We start from the raw sequence: 17,310 nt of genomic DNA on the forward strand, positions 1-17,310 counted from the left end.
TCAGGCGTTTTCACTCTCAAGCATCGCCAAACGACGCTCGTTGTGCACCACCCGCCACGCCAACAGCAGCAAGCAGAGGCTGCAGAGCGACAGCACGGCGCCCAGGTGCTGCGACAGCCCCGCCAACACCAAGCCACCGCCGAGCATCAGGTAATACATCAGGCCAAGGATGGCGCCGGCGGTGCCCATGCAGTCTTTATAATGGCGCAGCGCGCGCGCCAGAATATTGGGAATGGCGATACCGTACGCCATCACCACCAGCATCATCGGCAGAACGAACCACAAGCTCCCTTCCAGCAGCAGTACCAGCAGGCCGCCGGTCAGCGATAATCCGCAGGCCAGCATCAACAGCGCGGGGAACAGCCAGTGCTTGCCGATCAAAAACTTGTTGATCGCCGCGCCGATGCCCACCCCGGCCGCCAACACCAAACCGGTATAACCGAACCACTGTGCCGGCAGCGCCAACGCCGAGAAGTGGAATGGCGCCAGCTGGTAATAGCTGAACATGCAAATATTGAACAACGCCACCAACAGCGCGCTGAGCCAAATATCCCCGTCCTTGACCATCCGTCCCAGCGTGCCGAAAAATGAATTCTTCACCACCTGTTGCGGACGCGTCTCCGGCAGTTGCCAACCGGCATAGCCCAGCAACAGCGCCGCCAACAGCGCCAAACCGCCGAACACCCCCTGATAGCCCCAATAGTGAGTCAGCACTGCGCCGCTCAACACGCCAACCGCCGGGCTGATCGCCATGGCGATCCCCATCACCGAGAACACCCGCGCCAATTCATAACCGTCGAAGCGATCGCGAATCGCCGTTTGCGTCCCGACCGAACCGACCGCCGCGCCAAAGGCGGCCAGCACCCGCGCGGCCAGCAGTACGCTGAAGCTGCCGCTGAACAGCGCAACGAGAGAAGCCAGCAGATAGAGCGTCAGCCCGGCCAAAATGGTGGGACGCCGCCCGATGACGTCGCACATCCGTCCCCATACCACCACGCCCAGCGCAAAGGCGAAAAAGTAACAAGAGAGCGTTTGCGCCGCCATTTCCGCACTGACCCGGAAACCGTGCGCAATATGCGTCAATGCAGGGCTGTAGATGGTCTCCACCACCTGGGGAAACATCATCATCGACGTCGCCAACGTCAGCGTCAGTTTACGTTGCATAACAGATCCTGTAGCCAAGAATAGGCTGCACAAGGTAGCATCTGGTCCCAGCGCCGATTACAATATAAAAGACAATAAATTTACAAAATCGGACAGACTATGGCGTGGCTTCAGGCGCAGGACAGTTTTAATCCGGATACGCTCGACAACGGGGTGCTCGGGATCGCCGCCGAACTGGCGCAGCACGACTCGGGCACGCATTGGCATGACAGGGGGCAGTTGCTGTTCTGTCAGCAAGGCAGCATGCGCATCACGCTCAACCAAAGCATCTGCATGCTGCCGCCGGGCAGAGTCGCCTGGATCCCGCCGCAGGTGGCTCACCGCGTTCAGGTCAACGGCGTCGTCGGTTACCGTTCGCTTTATCTCGACGCCGATCGCTATGCCTGTCTGCCTGCGCAGCTTGCCGTACTGACAGCCTCGCCGCTGCTGCGCGAGGTGTTGGAACGCATCGCGTTCGCCGCCTTCGACACCGACTGGCAGCATGGGCCTCACGCCAATATTCTGGCGGTCTGCCTGGACGAGATCGCCGCCGCGCCGCGCGAACTGACGTTGTTGCCGCTGCCCAGCGACCGGCGCCTGCGCCATCTGGCCAATCTGGACATGCTTCCGCCGCTGCACGAACTATCGCGCTATAGCGGCGCTTCCGAGAAAACCATCAGCCGGATTTTCCGCCGTGAAACCGGGCTCGGTTATCAACAGTGGCGTCAGCAATGGCGTCTGATCAAAGCGATAGAGATGCTGGCCGCAGGGCTGAGCCAATCCGACGTCGCCGGTCGGCTGGCGTTTTCCAGCGACAGCGCCTTCGCCACTTTTTTCAAGAATATGGCGGGCAGCCCGCCGAGAGCGTATATGGAGAGACGAAAGTAAAACGCCGTCTAAAACGGCAACGTCGACAGAAGGCGTTGATGGAGGGGAGAAAAGCGACGGCGGGAACGGCGCCCCCGCAACAAACGAGAGCGCCGTTTCGCTACGCCTCTAGCGATAGACGATCTCGCCCTTTGGCTCGTAGGCCGCCGCATCCAGCGGCGAGTGTTTCTCGATATACTGCTTCAGCACCTCGGCATCGATAAAGCCGGTGTTGACGTAGCTTGGCAGCCCATCCAGCTTCGGATAGCCGTCGCCGCCCAGTGCATTGAAGTTCAACGTCGCCATGCGGTAGGTTTTATCCGCCTGCAGCGGCTGGCCGTTGATCTTCACCTCGCTGACGCCCTTGCCGTCCGCCACCAGGCTGACGTTGTCGAACTGGGCGTAGGCGCCGGAATCCGGCTTCATATTGGCCACTACCGCCAGGTATTGCTCAATCTCACTGCCTTTCATATCGACATGCACCAGGGTATTGCCGAACGGCTGGACCTTGAGCACGTTCTTATAGGTGATATCGCCGCTTTCAATCGAATCGCGCACCCCGCCGCCGCTCATCACGGCGAAGTCGGCGTCGGCGCGCTCCCTCTGCGCGGCCAGCATCACCCGCGCCAGATTGGTCTGCACGAAGCGTACCTTGCTGCGATCGCCCTCCAGCTTGCCGTTAACGCTGCCGATCTTCACGCCCAGCTGCGCCTTGCCCTTATCCTGGAACGGCGTCAGCAGCTTCATCATGGTCGGATCTTCCGCAATCTGCTGGGTGTAGTACACCCGCTCGCTGGTGCCGTCGGCTTTCTCCACCTTCTTCTTCAGGTTCACCGGGATCAGCTGATAATGCACCAGCTTCAGCTCGCCGTTGCGGAATTCGAAATCGGCGCGCCCGACGTATTTGCCCCACTCGTGCGCCTGCACGATCCAGGTGCCGTTCTGACGATCCGGCGAGCATGGCGTGCCCGGTACGTAATCCGCCTGTTTGCGGTTGTCACCGGCCATGCACACCGGATCCTGCGAGTGGCCGCCGACGATCATGTCGAGATATCCCGCCGGCAGGCTGCGCGCCATCTCCACGTCGCCCGGCGCGTTAGAGCCATGCTCGCCGTTGTCGTAGTGCCCCATATGGGTGGCGGCGATGATCACGTCCGGCTTCTCGTCCTTGCGCAGTTGCTCCACCACCTGCTTCGCTTCCTGCGCCGGCACGCGGAACTCCATGTCGGTGAAGTACTCCGGATTGCCTATCTTGGCGGTGTCGTCGGTCGTCAGGCCGATCACGGCAATCTTGATACCCTGTTTGTCGAACAAGGCGTAAGGCTTGAACAGGCGCTGGCCTGTGCTTTTCTGGTAGATGTTGGCGGACAAGAGCGGGAAGGTCGCCCACTTCTCCTGCTGGCGCAGCACGCTCAGCGGGTTGTCGAATTCGTGGTTGCCGATCGCCATCGCGTCGTAACCCACCAGGTTCATGCCGCGAAAGTCCGGCTCGGCGTCCTGCAGATCCGATTCCGGCACGCCGGTGTTGATGTCGCCGCCGGACAGCAACAGCACGCTGCCGCCCTGCGCCGCCACTTCGCGGCGAATGCCGTCCACCAGGGTTTTCTGCGCGCCCAGACCGTATTCACCGTGATCGTTCTGCCAGAAGTGACCGTGATGATCGTTGGTATGCAGAATGGTGATGGCGTAGGTCTTATCCTTTTCCCAGGCACTGGCGGCCCCCGACAGCAGCGTCAGGGATACGGCCAACGCGCATGCGGTGGTTTTCAGCGAAAAACGCATGGCGGATCTCCGTGTATTAAATGGCTTTTATGATGAGGGCGAAATTGTAGCGCGAATTAATGACAGCTGATTTCAATTTTTTGCGATGTGAGTCTGATTATTTCAGATATGGTAAAAATTGAACGCCCTGCCTAAGATGTCATCTCTGTGCTCAACAACTTATCAGGCTAATAATAATATGACCGACAGTAGCCAAGGCGCGATGCCGCCCGCCAAGGGCAGTACGGTAAAGAGGACCGCTTTCTCCATCCTCGGCGCCATCAGCGTGTCTCACCTGCTCAACGATATGATCCAGTCGCTGATCCTGGCGATTTATCCGATCCTGCAAGCCGATTTCCACCTCAGCTTCGTGCAGATCGGTATGATCACCCTGACCTATCAGCTGACGGCTTCCCTGCTGCAACCGCTGATCGGCTATTACACCGATAAACACCCGCAGCCTTACTCGCTGCCTATCGGCATGGGCTTTACCCTGTCCGGTCTGCTGCTGCTGTCGGTGGCGAACACCTTCCCGCTGGTGCTGCTGGCGGCGGCGCTGGTGGGCACCGGCTCATCGGTATTCCACCCGGAATCCTCGCGCGTGGCGCGCATGGCCTCCGGCGGACGACACGGCCTGGCGCAGTCGCTGTTCCAGGTCGGCGGCAACTTCGGCAGCTCGCTCGGCCCGCTGCTGGCCGCGCTGATCATCGCGCCTTACGGCAAAGGCAACGTCGCCTGGTTCACGCTGGCGGCGCTGCTGGCGATCGTGGTATTGCTGCAGGTCAGCAAGTGGTACCAACATCAGCATCGGGCGGCGAAAGGGCAGCCGAAAAGCCCCGCAATGCTGAAACCGCTGCCAAAACGTACCGTCGCCTACTCGCTGGGCATTCTGCTGGTGCTGATTTTCTCTAAATACTTCTATCTGGCCAGTATCAGCAGCTATTACACCTTTTATCTGATACATAAGTTCGGCGTTTCGGTGCAGAATGCGCAAATTCACCTGTTCGCCTTCCTGTTTGCGGTGGCCGCTGGAACCATCATCGGCGGGCCCCTTGGCGACAAGATAGGGAGAAAATACGTTATTTGGGGCTCAATCCTTGGTGCGGCGCCATTTACGCTTATTTTACCCCATGCATCCCTGTACTGGACCGGCATTTTGACGGTGATCATCGGGGTTATTCTCGCCTCAGCGTTCTCCGCCATCCTGGTCTACGCACAGGAGCTGATCCCCGGTAAAGTCGGCATGGTTTCCGGTTTATTCTTCGGTTTTGCTTTCGGTATGGGCGGGTTAGGCGCGGCAGTTCTTGGTTATGTCGCGGATTTGACCAGTATCGAGCTGGTCTACCAAATCTGTGCTTTCCTGCCGCTGATCGGCATTATTACCGCGCTACTGCCCAATATGGAGCATAAACCGCAATAACCCCGCGAACTGCCCGGATGAAAGTATTTATTCATCCGGGTTATCCTACGGATAAATCAATGTTATTTGGTTTATCTGGCACAAAACCCCCTCATTGACGCGCCTTAAGCGAAATCCTCTGCTTTTTTACAAAAAAGACCAAATTAGCCAAGCAAGCCGCGAACAAATGCAATAAACTAAATGTATCTTTTCGTAACTTTGTTGCGTTTCTCCCGTGCCGCGATGCATAGCCAGAAGGAGTATGGATGCATAATTCAACACCGCTCATCACCACCATCGTCGGAGGGTTAGTACTCGCCTTCCTCCTCGGTATGCTGGCGAACCGCCTGCGCATCTCACCCCTGGTGGGATATCTGGCCGCAGGGGTGCTCGCCGGCCCGTTCACCCCCGGTTTCGTCGCCGATACCTCACTGGCGCCGGAACTGGCGGAAATCGGCGTTATCCTGTTGATGTTCGGTGTTGGCCTGCACTTCTCTTTGAAAGACCTCCTCGCAGTAAAATCTATCGCCATACCCGGCGCCGTGGCGCAGATAGCCGTCGCTACCCTGCTCGGCATGGGGCTGTCCAAGCTGCTCGGCTGGGATCTGATCTCCGGCCTGGTGTTCGGCCTCTGTCTCTCCACCGCAAGCACCGTGGTGCTGTTGCGCGCGCTGGAGGAGAGGCAATTGATCGACAGCCAGCGCGGGCAAATCGCCATCGGCTGGCTGATCGTCGAAGATTTGGCGATGGTGCTGACGCTGGTATTACTGCCCGCCTTCGGCAACATGCTGGGCAACGACAACGCCAGCAGCAGCCAGCTGCTGATGGAGCTGGCGCTGACCATCGGTAAGGTCATCGCCTTCATTGCGTTGATGATCGTGGTCGGCCGCCGCCTGGTGCCGTGGATCCTGTCGAAAACCGCCAGCACCGGCTCGCGCGAGCTGTTCACCCTGGCGGTATTGGCGCTGGCGCTCGGCATCGCCTACGGCGCGGTGAAGCTGTTCGACGTCTCCTTCGCGCTGGGCGCCTTCTTCGCCGGCATGGTGCTGAACGAGTCCGAGCTGAGCCACCGCGCGGCGCACGACACCCTGCCGCTGCGCGACGCGTTCGCCGTGCTGTTCTTCGTCTCGGTTGGCATGCTGTTCGATCCGATGATCGTGATTAACGAACCGCTGGCGGTGCTGGCGACGCTGGCGATCATCGTGTTCGGCAAATCCGCCGCCGCGTTCCTGCTGGTGAAAATGTTCGGCCACTCCAAGCGCACCGCGCTGACCATCTCCGCCAGCCTGGCGCAGATCGGCGAGTTCGCCTTTATTCTGGCGGGCCTCGGCATCGCGCTCGGCATGATGTCGGAACACGGGCGCAATCTGGTGCTGGCCGGCGCCATTCTGTCCATCATGCTCAACCCGCTGCTGTTCACCCTGCTGGAGCGCTATCTGGCCAAAACCGAAACCATCGAAGAGCAAATCCTCGAAGAGGCGGTGGAAGAAGAGAAGCAGATCCCGGTGGACATGTGCAACCATGCGCTGGTGGTCGGCTACGGCCGCGTCGGCAGCCTGCTGGGCGGCAAACTGGCCGAGGCGGGCATTCCGCTGGTGGTGATCGAGAACTCCCGCCCGCGGGTGGAAGCGCTGCGCGAACAGGGCATCAAGACGGTGCTGGGCAACGCCGCCAATCCGGAAGTGATGGATCTGGCGCGGCTCGACTGCGCGCGCTGGCTGCTGCTGACCATCCCCAACGGCTATGAGGCCGGCGAGATCGTCGCCTCGGCGCGCGCCAAGCGGCCGAACATCGAGATCATCGCCCGCGCCCACTACGACGACGAAGTGGCCTACATCACCGATCGCGGCGCCAATCAGGTGGTGATGGGCGAACGGGAGATCGCCAACAGCATGCTGAACATCCTGCAGTTGGATACCCTGAGCGAAGAAGAAAAAATGGGGGGCTGCCCGATCTGAGGCACCGCGCATTAAAAAAGGTCCGGCATGCCGGACCTTTTCTTTTTCAGCGGATTAACGCTCCCAATAGGACTCTTCCAGGCTGTCTTCGCGCTCCGGCAGGCCACGAGTGAGACGCGGCGAATGCTGGTTCAACACCTGGTAGCTGACGCGGTTGGCGTATTTGCACACCTGCGCCAACGAAGAGTATGTCAGGTAACTGCGCACGTGCTTGCTCGAGTTCGGCACGTTGTGGCGGTGATAACCGTTGGCGGCGATATCGTGCAGCAACGCCGACAGCGCGCCGTCGCCGGCGCCGTTGGTGTTCATGATCTTCTCCGGCCCACCCATATACGGCGCGATGTGCGAGTAAACGCGCAGCGGATGCTCACAGTGTTCGCGGCGCATGGCGCGGCTGAACTCGTAGCGGTTGAACTCGGCGATATGCCCCGGCAACAGCGGGTGCTGGGTCTGACGCTTGTTGGCCTCTTCGGTGTAGCCCGCCATATACAGGCCGTTCGGTCCGGCGGTGCACAGCACCAGATCCACCCACTCCAGCGCCATGTCCGAGGCGGTCAACGGATCGCTCAGCCCGGTCAGCTCCAGCGCTTCGTCTTCGTTCATCGCCAGAATGGTCACATTTTCCTTCAGGAAGTCGCGCCACCACTGCGGGTTGTCGGCGATCACGTACTTGGTGCCCAGGGTTAGCACCACCGGCACATCGTGCTTTTTGGCATACTCGATCGCTTGCAGGGTAGCCTCCTTTATCGGCTCCCCTTCCTTGCAGCGCACCAGATAAGAGCTCAGCACCAGCGCCGACGCGCCGGCGATCACCTCTTCAGGGATGCTTTCCGGGCGCAGCTGGTTCATCTGGCCGGGGTTGATGGCGAAGGTGCGCTCGCCGCTTTCGCCAATCAGCGTGAAACAGCGGCCGATGGCGCCATCAACGCCCTGCAGATAGTTAAGATCGGTACGGCTGGAGGTATTGCACAGGTAACGGTAGGCATAGCTGCCGATTTTCACGTTGCTGCACATCACGCCGAGCAGCACCGAGCGATCGTCCGCCAGCACTGAATAGTTGTGCATGGTATTGCCGATGGTGCCGCCGGCGAACTGATGGGTAACCAGGTTGTTGTCATTCAGTTCCTGATACAGCGCCTCGGCGACGTCGTCTTCGATCACCAGAGAGTGGCCCAGGCTCAGGCCGTAGCGCTGGACAAAAGCGTCGTCCACTTTCGCCTCGATATCCACCAGCGTCTGGTCGATGCCGACGATATACGAGGTGCTGATTTCACTTTCGGGCTGGGCCTGCTGCAGAAGCGGATCGCGGGCGCTCACCGGGAAATAGTGTTTGGACTTGCGTTTACCAGGAAATTTCATGTGATTGGTGGTGGTGGCGGTTTAACAAGCGGAGAATGTTAACACATCCCCGCCCGATCACGATGCACCTAATAGACAGATTATGGATGATTACAGACGCTGCGCCACCAACTGCTGCATCATATCGATATGCGCCGGCTCGTCGTTCAACGCTGAGATGTATTCAAACTTCTCGCCGCCGGCCTTAAGGAAGATCTCGCGGTTCTGCTCTTTAATCTCTTCCAGCGTTTCCAGGCAGTCCGCCGAGAAACCGGGGCAGATCAGCTGAATGTGCTTCACGCCCTGCGCCGGCAGCCCTTTTAGGGTCTCATCGGTATACGGCGTCAGCCAAGGCTCGCGGCCGAAGCGCGATTGGTACGTCATCATCACCCGCTCCGGCGCCAGCGGCAGCGTGGCGCTCAGCGCACGCAGCGTATCCTCGCAGCGCTGCGGGTAGTCGTCGCCCAGCCGCGCATAACGTTTGGGGATGCCGTGGAAAGACAGCACCAGCCGGTCCGGCTGGCCGTGCTCGGCGAACGAGCGCTCCACGCTTTGTTGCAGCGCGGCGATATAGGCCGGGTGTTCGGCGTAATCGCGAATGAAGGCCACCGACGGCAAGCGGCGATAGCCTTTCAGCACCCGCGCCACGCCATCCCATACCGCCGCGCTGGTGGAACAGGAATATTGCGGATAGAGCGGCAGCACCACCAGGTTGGTCACGCCCTGCGCCAGCAGCTTGTCGATGGCTTCCGCCAGGCTCGGCGAACCGTAGCTCATGCCCAGCTCCACCGGCGTATTCGGCATGCGCGCCGCCAGCGCCCGCTGTTGGCGGCGGCTGTACACCAGCAGCGGCGAACCCTCTTCCATCCACACCGACTGATAGAGTTTAGCCACGCGCGGCGAACGGATCGGCAAGATCGCGCCGTTGAGGATCGGCCACCAGATCAGCGGCGCCGTGTCGACCACGCGATCGTCACTGAGGAATTCCTTCAGATAGCGTTTGACCGCCGACGAGGTCGGCGCATCTGGCGTGCCCAGGTTCACCAGCAATACGCCGTGTTTCTCTTGCTTCATCTCAGTTCCCCTCATTTCCTTTCCGGCCGGCATTCCGTTCTGGGTCGGGATGTCAGCAGCCATTAATGCCGGCTATTGTAACGGAAAAGTCCTGCGTCGAAACCGATAACAGCAACAGGCTATGCCTGTGGGCATCTTCCTTGCGCCAGCTGCCATACCGCCGCCACGTTGCGCGCCGTCACCTGCAGATTGCGATCGGCGTCCGCCAGCGCTTCTTCCAGCGTCACGATGCGATCGAGCACCGAAAACGCCGCATCGATGCCGTGTTGATGCACCACCGGATAATCCGGCGCCAGGCTGCCGGCAATGGCGATCACCGGCACGCCGTGACGCTTGGCTACCCGCGCCACGCCGATCGGCGTTTTACCGTGGACAGACTGGCTGTCCAGCCGCCCTTCGCCGGTGATCACCAAATCGGCATCGCGCACCGCTTCATCCAGGCGCAGGGTTTCAGTGACGATTTCGATGCCCGGCCGCAAGCGCGCGTCGAGCATGCCGAGCAGCGCCGCCCCCATGCCGCCCGCCGCACCCGCCCCTGGCTGGGTCAGCACGGCGCGGCCGGTTTCCCGTTCCAGCAGTTCGCCATAGTGGTGCAACGCCGCATCGAGCTGCGCCACCATCTCCGGCGTCGCCCCTTTCTGCGGCCCGAATACCGCCGACGCGCCCTTTGCGCCGCACAGCGGGTTATCCACGTCGCAGGCGGCGGTTACGCTCACCCGCTGCCAACGCGCGTCCAGCCCGGCGAGATCGAGGTGCGCCAGCTGCGCCAGCGCCGCGCCGCCCATTGGCAGCGGGCGACGATCCTTATCCAGCAATTTAACGCCCAGCGCCTGCATCATTCCGGCGCCGCCGTCGTTGGTGGCGCTGCCGCCGATGCCGAGAACGATCGCCTTCACGCCGCGATCCAGCGCCGCCAACATCAGTTCGCCGGTGCCGTAACTGGTGGTGATGCGCGGATCGCGCCGGTTGGGCGGCGCCAAGTGCAGCCCGGAGGCGGCGGCCATTTCAATCACCGCGGTTTCGCCATCGCCCAACAAGCCATAGAACCCCTGCACCGGCTCCCCGAGCGGGCCGGTGACCGTCACCTGAACGATTTCACCGCCGGTGGCCGCCACCATCGACTCCACCGTGCCTTCACCGCCGTCCGCCATCGGCAGCTTCACGTAGTGCGCCTGCGGGTAAATCTGACGGAATCCCCGCTCGATGGCGTCGGCGACGCCGAGCGCGCTCAGGCTCTCTTTGAAAGAATCCGGGGCAATAACCACTTTTTTCAGCGTTTTCATCACTGTTCCTTATCCCGCCAGGTTAAATACGCCAAACATCAGCGCCGAGATTGCCGCGATGGTGAACCCCACCAGCGTTTCATACGGCAACAGTTTGAGCCGCTCGTGCACCGCCATATTGACGCTGCCGCCGGTGGCGTGGAAGAAGCTGCCGTGCGGCAGGTGATCCAGCACCGTGGCGCCCGCATGGATCATCGCCGCGCCGGCCAATCCGCTCACCCCCAGCTCAAGCAGCGTGGAGCTGAACACCCCGGAGGCGACGGCGGTGCCGGCGGTGGTCGACGCGGTCGCCATCGACATCAGCGCGCCGGACAGCGGCGCCAGCAGCCAGGCCGGCAGCCCGGTGTGCGTCAAACCGGTAATCAAGACATCCTTCAGCCCCGAGTTGGCGATAATGCCCGCCAGCGTGCCGGTGCCGAGCAGCATGATCGCCACCGGCGCCATGCGCGACAGGCCGGAGACCATAAACTGATTGCACTGACGAATGCGCCCCATCAGCAGCGCGCCCACCAAACCACCGGCCGGCAGTGCGATCAGCGGATCGACGGCGATACCGGCGATCGGCCGCAGCGACAGCAGCAGGATCGCCACCAGCGGCGCGCTGATCGCCGCAGCGAAGCCCGGCCGCGCCCCTTCGGCATGCTGAGTCAGCTCTTCAGCCATCACCCTGCTACCTTTATCGCTCAGGCGACGCGCCAGCAGATAGGCCACCACCAGGCCGCACAGCCCCGGCACGATGCCGGCCATCATCACCGAGGTGAGCGGCACGTGGAAGTTGTCCGCCGCCGCGATGGTGTTCGGGTTGGGCGACATCACGTTGCCGGCCTTGCCGCCGCCGATCATCGCCAGCAGGATCGCCGCACGAGAAATGCCGGCCTTTTGGGCGATCGACAGCGCGATCGGCGCGACGGTGATCACCGCCACGTCGATAAACACCCCCACCGCCGTCAGGATCAGTGTAGCCACCGCCAGCGCCAGCAGCGCGCGGGTTTCGCCCACCTTGCGTACGATAGTTTCGGCGATGGTGTGCGCCGCGCCGGATTCGATCAGCACCCCGGCCAATACCCCCGCCGCCAGAATGCGCATCACGGCGTTGGTGATGCCCTGCGCCCCGCCGATCATCAGCGTCACGGTCTGCACCAGATCGGCGCCGCCGCACAGCCCGCCCGCCAGCGCGCCGGCAATCATGCCGTAAGCCGGTGGAACCTTGCGTAGAATCAGGACGATGGCGACGGCTAACGCCACCAGCGCCCCCAGAGTGGATACGGTTGTCATTGTTGTTTTCTCCGTGGTTGATGTGCAGGCCAACATATCCCGCGCGCCCGGCGTTGGCCTGAGGGGAAACAACAAAAAATCGCCGAAGGAACGGCGCGGAATTTGTGGGTTGGCACAACTCAGTCGTGCATCAGCATGCCGATATACAACCGCAGAGAGTCAGTTAATTGATTGATTTTCATACCGGTTATGGCTTCGATGCGCTGCAGGCGATAGCGCAGGGTATTGACGTGAATATGCAGCTGCGCGGCGGCCTGCGTCTGATCACAATTCTGCGAAAAATAGTGGCGCAGCGTGGCGCGCAGCACGCCTTTTTCATCCTGTTCCTCCAGCGTCCGCCAGGGGCGCCCCAGCTCTTGCGCTCGCCAGTCCTCCCCGAGATCGCACAGCAGCGACGGCAGCGGATAGTCGTGGTAGAACAGCGTGGCGTGGCGCAATTTCAGGCGCTGCGCCATCGCCTGGGTGGCGCGCGCGGTCAGGCTGGAGCGGTAGGCGCTTTGCGGATCGTCGTAGAAACCGCCGACGATCAGCCGCACCCGAAAGCGGTGCTTGAGCTGGTTTTGCAGACGCTGCGCCTGTTGGCGCTCCAGCTTCAGGCTCCACTCGCCTTGCGCCATGCTGGCCGGGCGCAGCAGGGTCATTTCATTGAAGCCGGTAATGGCGATCAACGCATCGCGCTGGGTGGCCTCCAGCTCAGCCAGCAGTTCGCGCAGCAGGTGCGGCTGCGCCTCTTGCAGCTCGACGATCCAGACGATGCGCGCCTGGCGCAGATCCAATCCCAGATACGCCGCCATCGCTTCCAGCGACGCCGTGTTCGGCTGCGGCTGCAACAGCTGGTTCGCCAGCTCTTCCCGGTAGCGTTTTTCCCACTGGTGCTGATCCAGCAGCGCCGCCTGCTCCACCATCATCTCCGCCGCCATTTTGACCAACTCGGCGTAGGCGCGCACCTCGGCCGGCTCGCCGGAAATGCCGATCACTCCCACCCGCTGATTGCGAAAGCTGAACGGCAGGTTGATGCCGGGCCGCACGCCCTTCAGGTGTTCGGCGGTGGCGCGGTCGATTTCCACCACCCGATTCTCCGCCAGCGCCAGCACCGCGCCTTCATGACGCTGGAACAGACGCTGTGGGTTGCCGGAAGCGATGATCACGCCGTTGCTGTCCATCACGTTGACGGAATGGCTGATGATGCCCATCGCCCGCTGGACGATCTGGCGCGCGGTGGCTTCCGCCAGAAGTTTGGTCTGTCTGAGCATGCCCGGCTCCCTGCTGAGGATGAAAACGCAGGCTTGTTATACGCCATTTGGCGCGGGCGATTAACGGGCACGGCCGCAACAAGCCGCCGCGATCACAATTTAACGGGAAAACGGCAAAAAAAACGCCGGGCCACAGGCCCGGCGTCATGCACAGCCAGCTTGCTATCAACCGAGGATAGTCGCCAGCTCTGCGCTCACTTCGGCCACCTTGCGGGTGCCGTCGATTTTGCGGTATTGGGTGTTGCCCGCTGCCGCTTCTTTGCTGTAGTAAGAGATCAGCGGCGCGGTCATCTGATGGTATTCCACCAGGCGCTTGCGCACGGTCTCTTCCTGATCGTCCTTGCGCGTGGTCAGCTCTTCGCCGGTCACGTCGTCTTTGCCTTCCACCTGCGGCGGATTGAACTTCACGTGGTATACGCGGCCGGACGGCGCGTGCACGCGGCGGCCAACGATGCGGTCAACGATCAGCTCGTCCGGCACGTCGAACTCCAGCACGAAGTCCACGTTGATGCCGGCTTCTTTCATCGCGTCAGCCTGCGGAATGGTGCGCGGGAAGCCGTCCAACAGGAAGCCCTTGCGGCAATCTTCCTGAGCGATGCGCTCTTTGACCAGCGCGATCACCAGCTCATCGGTCACCAGCTTGCCGGCGTCCATGATCTCTTTCGCCTGCTTGCCCAGTTCACTGCCGGCCTTCACGGCTGCGCGCAACATATCACCGGTGGAGATTTGCGGAATGCCGTATTTCTCCATGATGAATTGAGCCTGAGTACCTTTACCAGCGCCCGGAGCGCCCAGCAGAATGATACGCATTGCGTAAATCCCCTTGCTATGTAGTTTTTATAAAATTGCGAAAACGCTCAACGATACCATTTCAGGGGGGGCAGGCTCAAGGCGCGCGAAGGAAATCGATTGCGGAATATGCAAAAATTCAAGCGAACAAAAGAGGGGAAAATGCGGGGAAAAACCGGAAATGCGCCCCTAACGATGCCGTTAAGGGCGCATATAATCAACTTCAGGCGGACAGCAACTTGTTCATGCGGCGGATGAACAGGTTCGGATCCTCCAGCGTGCCGCGTTCAGCCAACAGCGCCTGATCCAAAAGCAGGTCGATCCACTCGGCGAAATGTTCGTTATCGCCCACGTCGGATGCGCGTTTGACCAACGCATGCTCAGGATTAAGCTCGAAAATGTACTTCACTTCCGGCGCCTGCTGGCCCGCAGCGGCGAACAGCTTGGCCATCTGGGTGCTCATCTCGTCGGCGTCGGTCACCACGATCGCCGGCGTATCGGTCAGGCGGTGCGTCAGACGCACATCCTTCACGCGGTCGCCCAGCAGGGTTTTCACGCGTTCGATGAACGGTTCCAGCTGCTTCTCGGCCGCCTTCTGCTCTTCGGTTTCATCCGCCAGTTTATCCAGCGTTTCATCCGCCTTGCTGACCGACTGGAACGGCTTGCCGTCGAACTCGGTCAGGTAGCTCATCATCCACTCGTCAATGCGATCGGACAACAGCAGCACTTCGATGCCTTTCTTGCGGAACAGCTCCAGATGCGGGCTGCTCTTGGCGGCGGCGTAGCTGTCGGCGGTGATGTAGTAAATCTTTTCCTGCCCTTCCGCCATGCGGCCGACGTACTCTTCCAGCGACACGGTCTGCGCCGAGCTGTCGCCGTGGGTGGTCGCGAAGCGCAGCAGTTTGGCGATCGCTTCCTGGTTGCCGTTATCTTCCGCCGGGCCTTCTTTCAGCACCAGACCGAACTGCTGCCAGAATTTCTGGTAGCCTTCGGCGTCGTCTTTGGCCAGCTTATCCAGCATCTGCAGCACGCGCTTGGTCAGCGCGCCGCGCAGGTTCTGCGTCACGCGGCTGTCTTGCAGGATCTCGCGCGATACGTTCAGCGGCAGATCGTTGGAATCGATCAGGCCGCGCACGAAGCGCAGGTAGTTCGGCATGAACTGCTCGGCGTCGTCCATGATGAACACGCGCTGCACGTACAGCTTCAGGCCGTGCTTGTGATCGCGGTTCCACATGTCCCACGGCGCCTGCGCCGGGATATACAGCAGGCTGGTATATTCCTGCTTGCCTTCCACTCGATTGTGGCTCCAGCTCAGCGGATCGGTGAAATCGTGGGCGATGTGCTTGTAGAACTCTTTGTACTCTTCGTCGGTCACGTCAGCCTTGCTGCGGGTCCACAGGGCCTGCGCCTTGTTGATCTTCTCCCAGGTGACGGTGCCGTCTTCTTCGTTCTTGCTTTCGATCTCTACCGGCAAGGCGATGTGATCGGAATATTTGCCGATCACCGAGCGCAGGCGCCAGGCGTCGAGGTACTCATCTTCGCCTTCGCGCAGATGCAGGGTGATTTCGGTGCCGCGGGTCTCTTTGGTGATGTCGGCGATGGTGTAGTCGCCTTCACCGGCGGACTCCCAGAACACGCCCTCGTCATCGGCGGCGCCGGCCGCGCGGGTGCGCACGGTCACTTTGTCCGCCACGATGAACGCCGAGTAGAAACCAACGCCGAATTGGCCGATCAGTTGGCTGTCTTTCGCCTGGTCGGAACCGATGGATTCCAGGAACGCTTTGGTGCCCGATTTGGCGATGGTGCCGAGGTTTTCGATCACTTCTTCGCGGCGCATGCCGATGCCGTTGTCGGCAATGGTCAGGGTGCGCTGCTCTTTATCGAAGGACAAACGCACGCGCAGCTCGCCATCGCCGGCATACAGCTCCGGCGCGGACAGAGCGCGGAAGCGCAGCTTGTCGGCGGCGTCAGAGGCGTTGGAGATCAGCTCGCGCAGAAAAATTTCTTTGTTGGAGTACAGCGAATGGATCATCAAATGAAGCAGCTGTTTTACTTCAGACTGGAACCCGCGGGTTTCTTGACCTTTCATACTCATTGATTACCTCAAAAGACAATGGCTACCAAAATCGAACAATGAGGATCAGATGAGGGTCAGGGTCTTGTTTTTCAAGCGGACGGCGGGAAATTTTTGGCAAAAAACAATGGGGCCGGGCGGCCCCATCCGGGAAAACATCAGAACTTGATGGCGTGGCGCCCCGCCAGCGAATGCGACAGCGTGGTGCCGTCGACCATCTCCAGCTCGCCGCCCACCGGCACGCCGTGGGCGATGCGGCTGGCGAGCACGCCATACTGGCCACACATCTCGGCGATGTAGTTGGCGGTCGCCTCCCCTTCCACCGTCGGGTTGGTGGCGAGGATCACTTCGGTGATGCTTTCCTTTTCCAGCCGTTGCTCCAGGCGATCCAGACCGATATCGCCCGGCCCGATGCCGTCCAGCGGCGACAGATGCCCCATCAGCACAAAGTAGCGCCCGGCGAACTGGCCGGTCTGCTCGATGGCGTGGATATCCGCCGGGCTTTCCACCACGCAAATCTGGCCGTTTTGCTGGCGGCGCGGATTGGCGCAGATGGTGCAGACGTCCTGCTCGGTGAAGGTGCGGCAATCGGCGCAGTGGCCGATCTCCGACATCGCGCGCGTCAACGCCTGCGCCAGACGCATGCCGCCGCTGCGATCGCGCTGCAGCAGCTGAAACGCCATGCGCTGCGCCGATTTCGGGCCGACGCCCGGCAGGCAGCGCAGCGCCTCCATCAGGGATTCAAGGAGCGGGCTGGTTTGCATCAGAACGGCATCTTGAAGCCAGGCGGCAACTGCATGCCGCTGGAGACGGAGGCCATTTTCTCTTTCTGGGTCTCTTCGATGCGGCGCGCGGCGTCGTTAAACGCAGCGGCGATCAGATCTTCCAGCATCTCTTTGTCGTCTTCCATCAGGCTTGGATCGATTTCCACGCGGCGGCAGTTGTGCGCGCCATTGATGGTGACTTTCACCAGGCCGGCGCCAGATTCGCCGGTCACTTCCAATTTGGCGACTTCTTCCTGCATCTGCTGCATTTTTTCTTGCATTTGCTGGGCTTGCTTCATCAGGTTGCCCAGACCGCCTTTACCAAACATAGT

At 61.0% G+C, this 17,310-nt stretch carries 14 protein-coding genes; 3 read left to right on the top strand and 11 right to left on the bottom strand.

All coding sequences use genetic code 11. The annotated features are described in order from the left end of the window. Positions 1–1,164: a multidrug effflux MFS transporter gene (locus HWW83_RS15590; protein WP_176589409.1), complete on the bottom strand. Its 1,164-nt coding sequence runs from the start codon at positions 1,162–1,164 to the stop codon at positions 1–3. A gap of 99 nt (positions 1,165–1,263) precedes the next feature. On the opposite strand from HWW83_RS15590, the gene HWW83_RS15595 reads away from it, so the two are divergent. Next, positions 1,264–2,031 (top strand): AraC family transcriptional regulator, encoded by a 768-nt coding sequence (locus HWW83_RS15595; protein WP_176589410.1) that lies wholly within the window; start codon positions 1,264–1,266, stop codon positions 2,029–2,031. Positions 2,032–2,139: 108 nt separating this feature from the next. Here HWW83_RS15595 and ushA read toward each other — a convergent pair whose 3' ends face one another. Then, the gene (gene ushA, locus HWW83_RS15600; protein WP_096241969.1) at positions 2,140–3,792 is read right to left on the bottom strand and encodes a bifunctional UDP-sugar hydrolase/5'-nucleotidase UshA; all 1,653 of its coding nucleotides are present in this window, start codon (positions 3,790–3,792) and stop codon (positions 2,140–2,142) included. 178 nt (positions 3,793–3,970) lie between these two features. Between ushA and HWW83_RS15605 the strand changes: the two genes are divergently transcribed. Then, on the top strand, positions 3,971–5,191 hold the full coding sequence (locus tag HWW83_RS15605; protein WP_176589411.1) for an MFS transporter: 1,221 nt from the start codon (positions 3,971–3,973) through the stop codon (positions 5,189–5,191). Positions 5,192–5,436: 245 nt separating this feature from the next. Then, complete coding sequence (gene ybaL / locus HWW83_RS15610) at positions 5,437–7,128, top strand: YbaL family putative K(+) efflux transporter (protein ID WP_004940247.1); 1,692 nt, start codon at positions 5,437–5,439, stop codon at positions 7,126–7,128. Positions 7,129–7,182: 54 nt separating this feature from the next. Here ybaL and HWW83_RS15615 read toward each other — a convergent pair whose 3' ends face one another. The 9 genes from HWW83_RS15615 to HWW83_RS15655 all read right to left on the bottom strand — a co-directional run bounded on the left by HWW83_RS15615 (position 7,183) and on the right by HWW83_RS15655 (position 17,307). Then, positions 7,183–8,487: an inosine/guanosine kinase gene (locus HWW83_RS15615; protein WP_164119915.1), complete on the bottom strand. Its 1,305-nt coding sequence runs from the start codon at positions 8,485–8,487 to the stop codon at positions 7,183–7,185. A gap of 90 nt (positions 8,488–8,577) precedes the next feature. Continuing rightward, entirely contained in the window at positions 8,578–9,540 is a 963-nt protein-coding gene (hemH, locus tag HWW83_RS15620) for a ferrochelatase (RefSeq protein ID WP_004940253.1), read from the bottom strand. Between the two features lie 119 nt (positions 9,541–9,659). Next, entirely contained in the window at positions 9,660–10,823 is a 1,164-nt protein-coding gene (locus HWW83_RS15625) for a glycerate kinase (protein WP_176589412.1), read from the bottom strand. 9 nt (positions 10,824–10,832) lie between these two features. Continuing rightward, a complete protein-coding gene (locus HWW83_RS15630) occupies positions 10,833–12,098 on the bottom strand; it encodes a GntP family permease (RefSeq protein ID WP_033642116.1) in 1,266 nt (421 codons plus the stop codon). 119 nt (positions 12,099–12,217) lie between these two features. Beyond that, a complete protein-coding gene (locus HWW83_RS15635; protein ID WP_033651111.1) occupies positions 12,218–13,351 on the bottom strand; it encodes a sugar diacid recognition domain-containing protein in 1,134 nt (377 codons plus the stop codon). Between the two features lie 165 nt (positions 13,352–13,516). After that, on the bottom strand, positions 13,517–14,161 hold the full coding sequence (gene adk, locus HWW83_RS15640) for an adenylate kinase (RefSeq protein WP_004940261.1): 645 nt from the start codon (positions 14,159–14,161) through the stop codon (positions 13,517–13,519). Between the two features lie 202 nt (positions 14,162–14,363). Beyond that, positions 14,364–16,229, bottom strand: coding sequence for a molecular chaperone HtpG (gene htpG / locus HWW83_RS15645; RefSeq protein WP_033651110.1), 1,866 nt, complete (start codon positions 16,227–16,229; stop codon positions 14,364–14,366). A 143-nt stretch (positions 16,230–16,372) separates the two neighbouring features. Next, positions 16,373–16,978: a recombination mediator RecR gene (gene recR, locus HWW83_RS15650; RefSeq protein ID WP_004940263.1), complete on the bottom strand. Its 606-nt coding sequence runs from the start codon at positions 16,976–16,978 to the stop codon at positions 16,373–16,375. Beyond that, positions 16,978–17,307, bottom strand: coding sequence for a YbaB/EbfC family nucleoid-associated protein (locus HWW83_RS15655; RefSeq protein WP_004940264.1), 330 nt, complete (start codon positions 17,305–17,307; stop codon positions 16,978–16,980). Before HWW83_RS15655 ends, recR begins: the two co-directional genes overlap by 1 nt. Between the last annotated feature and the right edge of the window lie 3 nt (positions 17,308–17,310).

The organism is Serratia ureilytica (genome assembly GCF_013375155.1).
Lineage (GTDB): Bacteria > Pseudomonadota > Gammaproteobacteria > Enterobacterales > Enterobacteriaceae > Serratia > Serratia ureilytica.

Excerpts from the sequence above, each read along its gene's own strand:
- HWW83_RS15590 (WP_176589409.1), bottom strand. The coding sequence starts at position 1,164 with ATGCAACGTAAACTGACGCTGACGTTGGCGACGTCGATGATGATGTTT.
- HWW83_RS15595 (WP_176589410.1), top strand. The coding sequence starts at position 1,264 with ATGGCGTGGCTTCAGGCGCAGGACAGTTTTAATCCGGATACGCTCGAC.
- ushA (WP_096241969.1), bottom strand. The coding sequence starts at position 3,792 with ATGCGTTTTTCGCTGAAAACCACCGCATGCGCGTTGGCCGTATCCCTG.
- HWW83_RS15605 (WP_176589411.1), top strand. The coding sequence starts at position 3,971 with ATGACCGACAGTAGCCAAGGCGCGATGCCGCCCGCCAAGGGCAGTACG.
- ybaL (WP_004940247.1), top strand. The coding sequence starts at position 5,437 with ATGCATAATTCAACACCGCTCATCACCACCATCGTCGGAGGGTTAGTA.
- HWW83_RS15615 (WP_164119915.1), bottom strand. The coding sequence starts at position 8,487 with ATGAAATTTCCTGGTAAACGCAAGTCCAAACACTATTTCCCGGTGAGC.
- hemH (WP_004940253.1), bottom strand. The coding sequence starts at position 9,540 with ATGAAGCAAGAGAAACACGGCGTATTGCTGGTGAACCTGGGCACGCCA.
- HWW83_RS15625 (WP_176589412.1), bottom strand. The coding sequence starts at position 10,823 with ATGAAAACGCTGAAAAAAGTGGTTATTGCCCCGGATTCTTTCAAAGAG.
- HWW83_RS15630 (WP_033642116.1), bottom strand. The coding sequence starts at position 12,098 with ATGACAACCGTATCCACTCTGGGGGCGCTGGTGGCGTTAGCCGTCGCC.
- HWW83_RS15635 (WP_033651111.1), bottom strand. The coding sequence starts at position 13,351 with ATGCTCAGACAGACCAAACTTCTGGCGGAAGCCACCGCGCGCCAGATC.
- adk (WP_004940261.1), bottom strand. The coding sequence starts at position 14,161 with ATGCGTATCATTCTGCTGGGCGCTCCGGGCGCTGGTAAAGGTACTCAG.
- htpG (WP_033651110.1), bottom strand. The coding sequence starts at position 16,229 with ATGAAAGGTCAAGAAACCCGCGGGTTCCAGTCTGAAGTAAAACAGCTG.
- recR (WP_004940263.1), bottom strand. The coding sequence starts at position 16,978 with ATGCAAACCAGCCCGCTCCTTGAATCCCTGATGGAGGCGCTGCGCTGC.
- HWW83_RS15655 (WP_004940264.1), bottom strand. The coding sequence starts at position 17,307 with ATGTTTGGTAAAGGCGGTCTGGGCAACCTGATGAAGCAAGCCCAGCAA.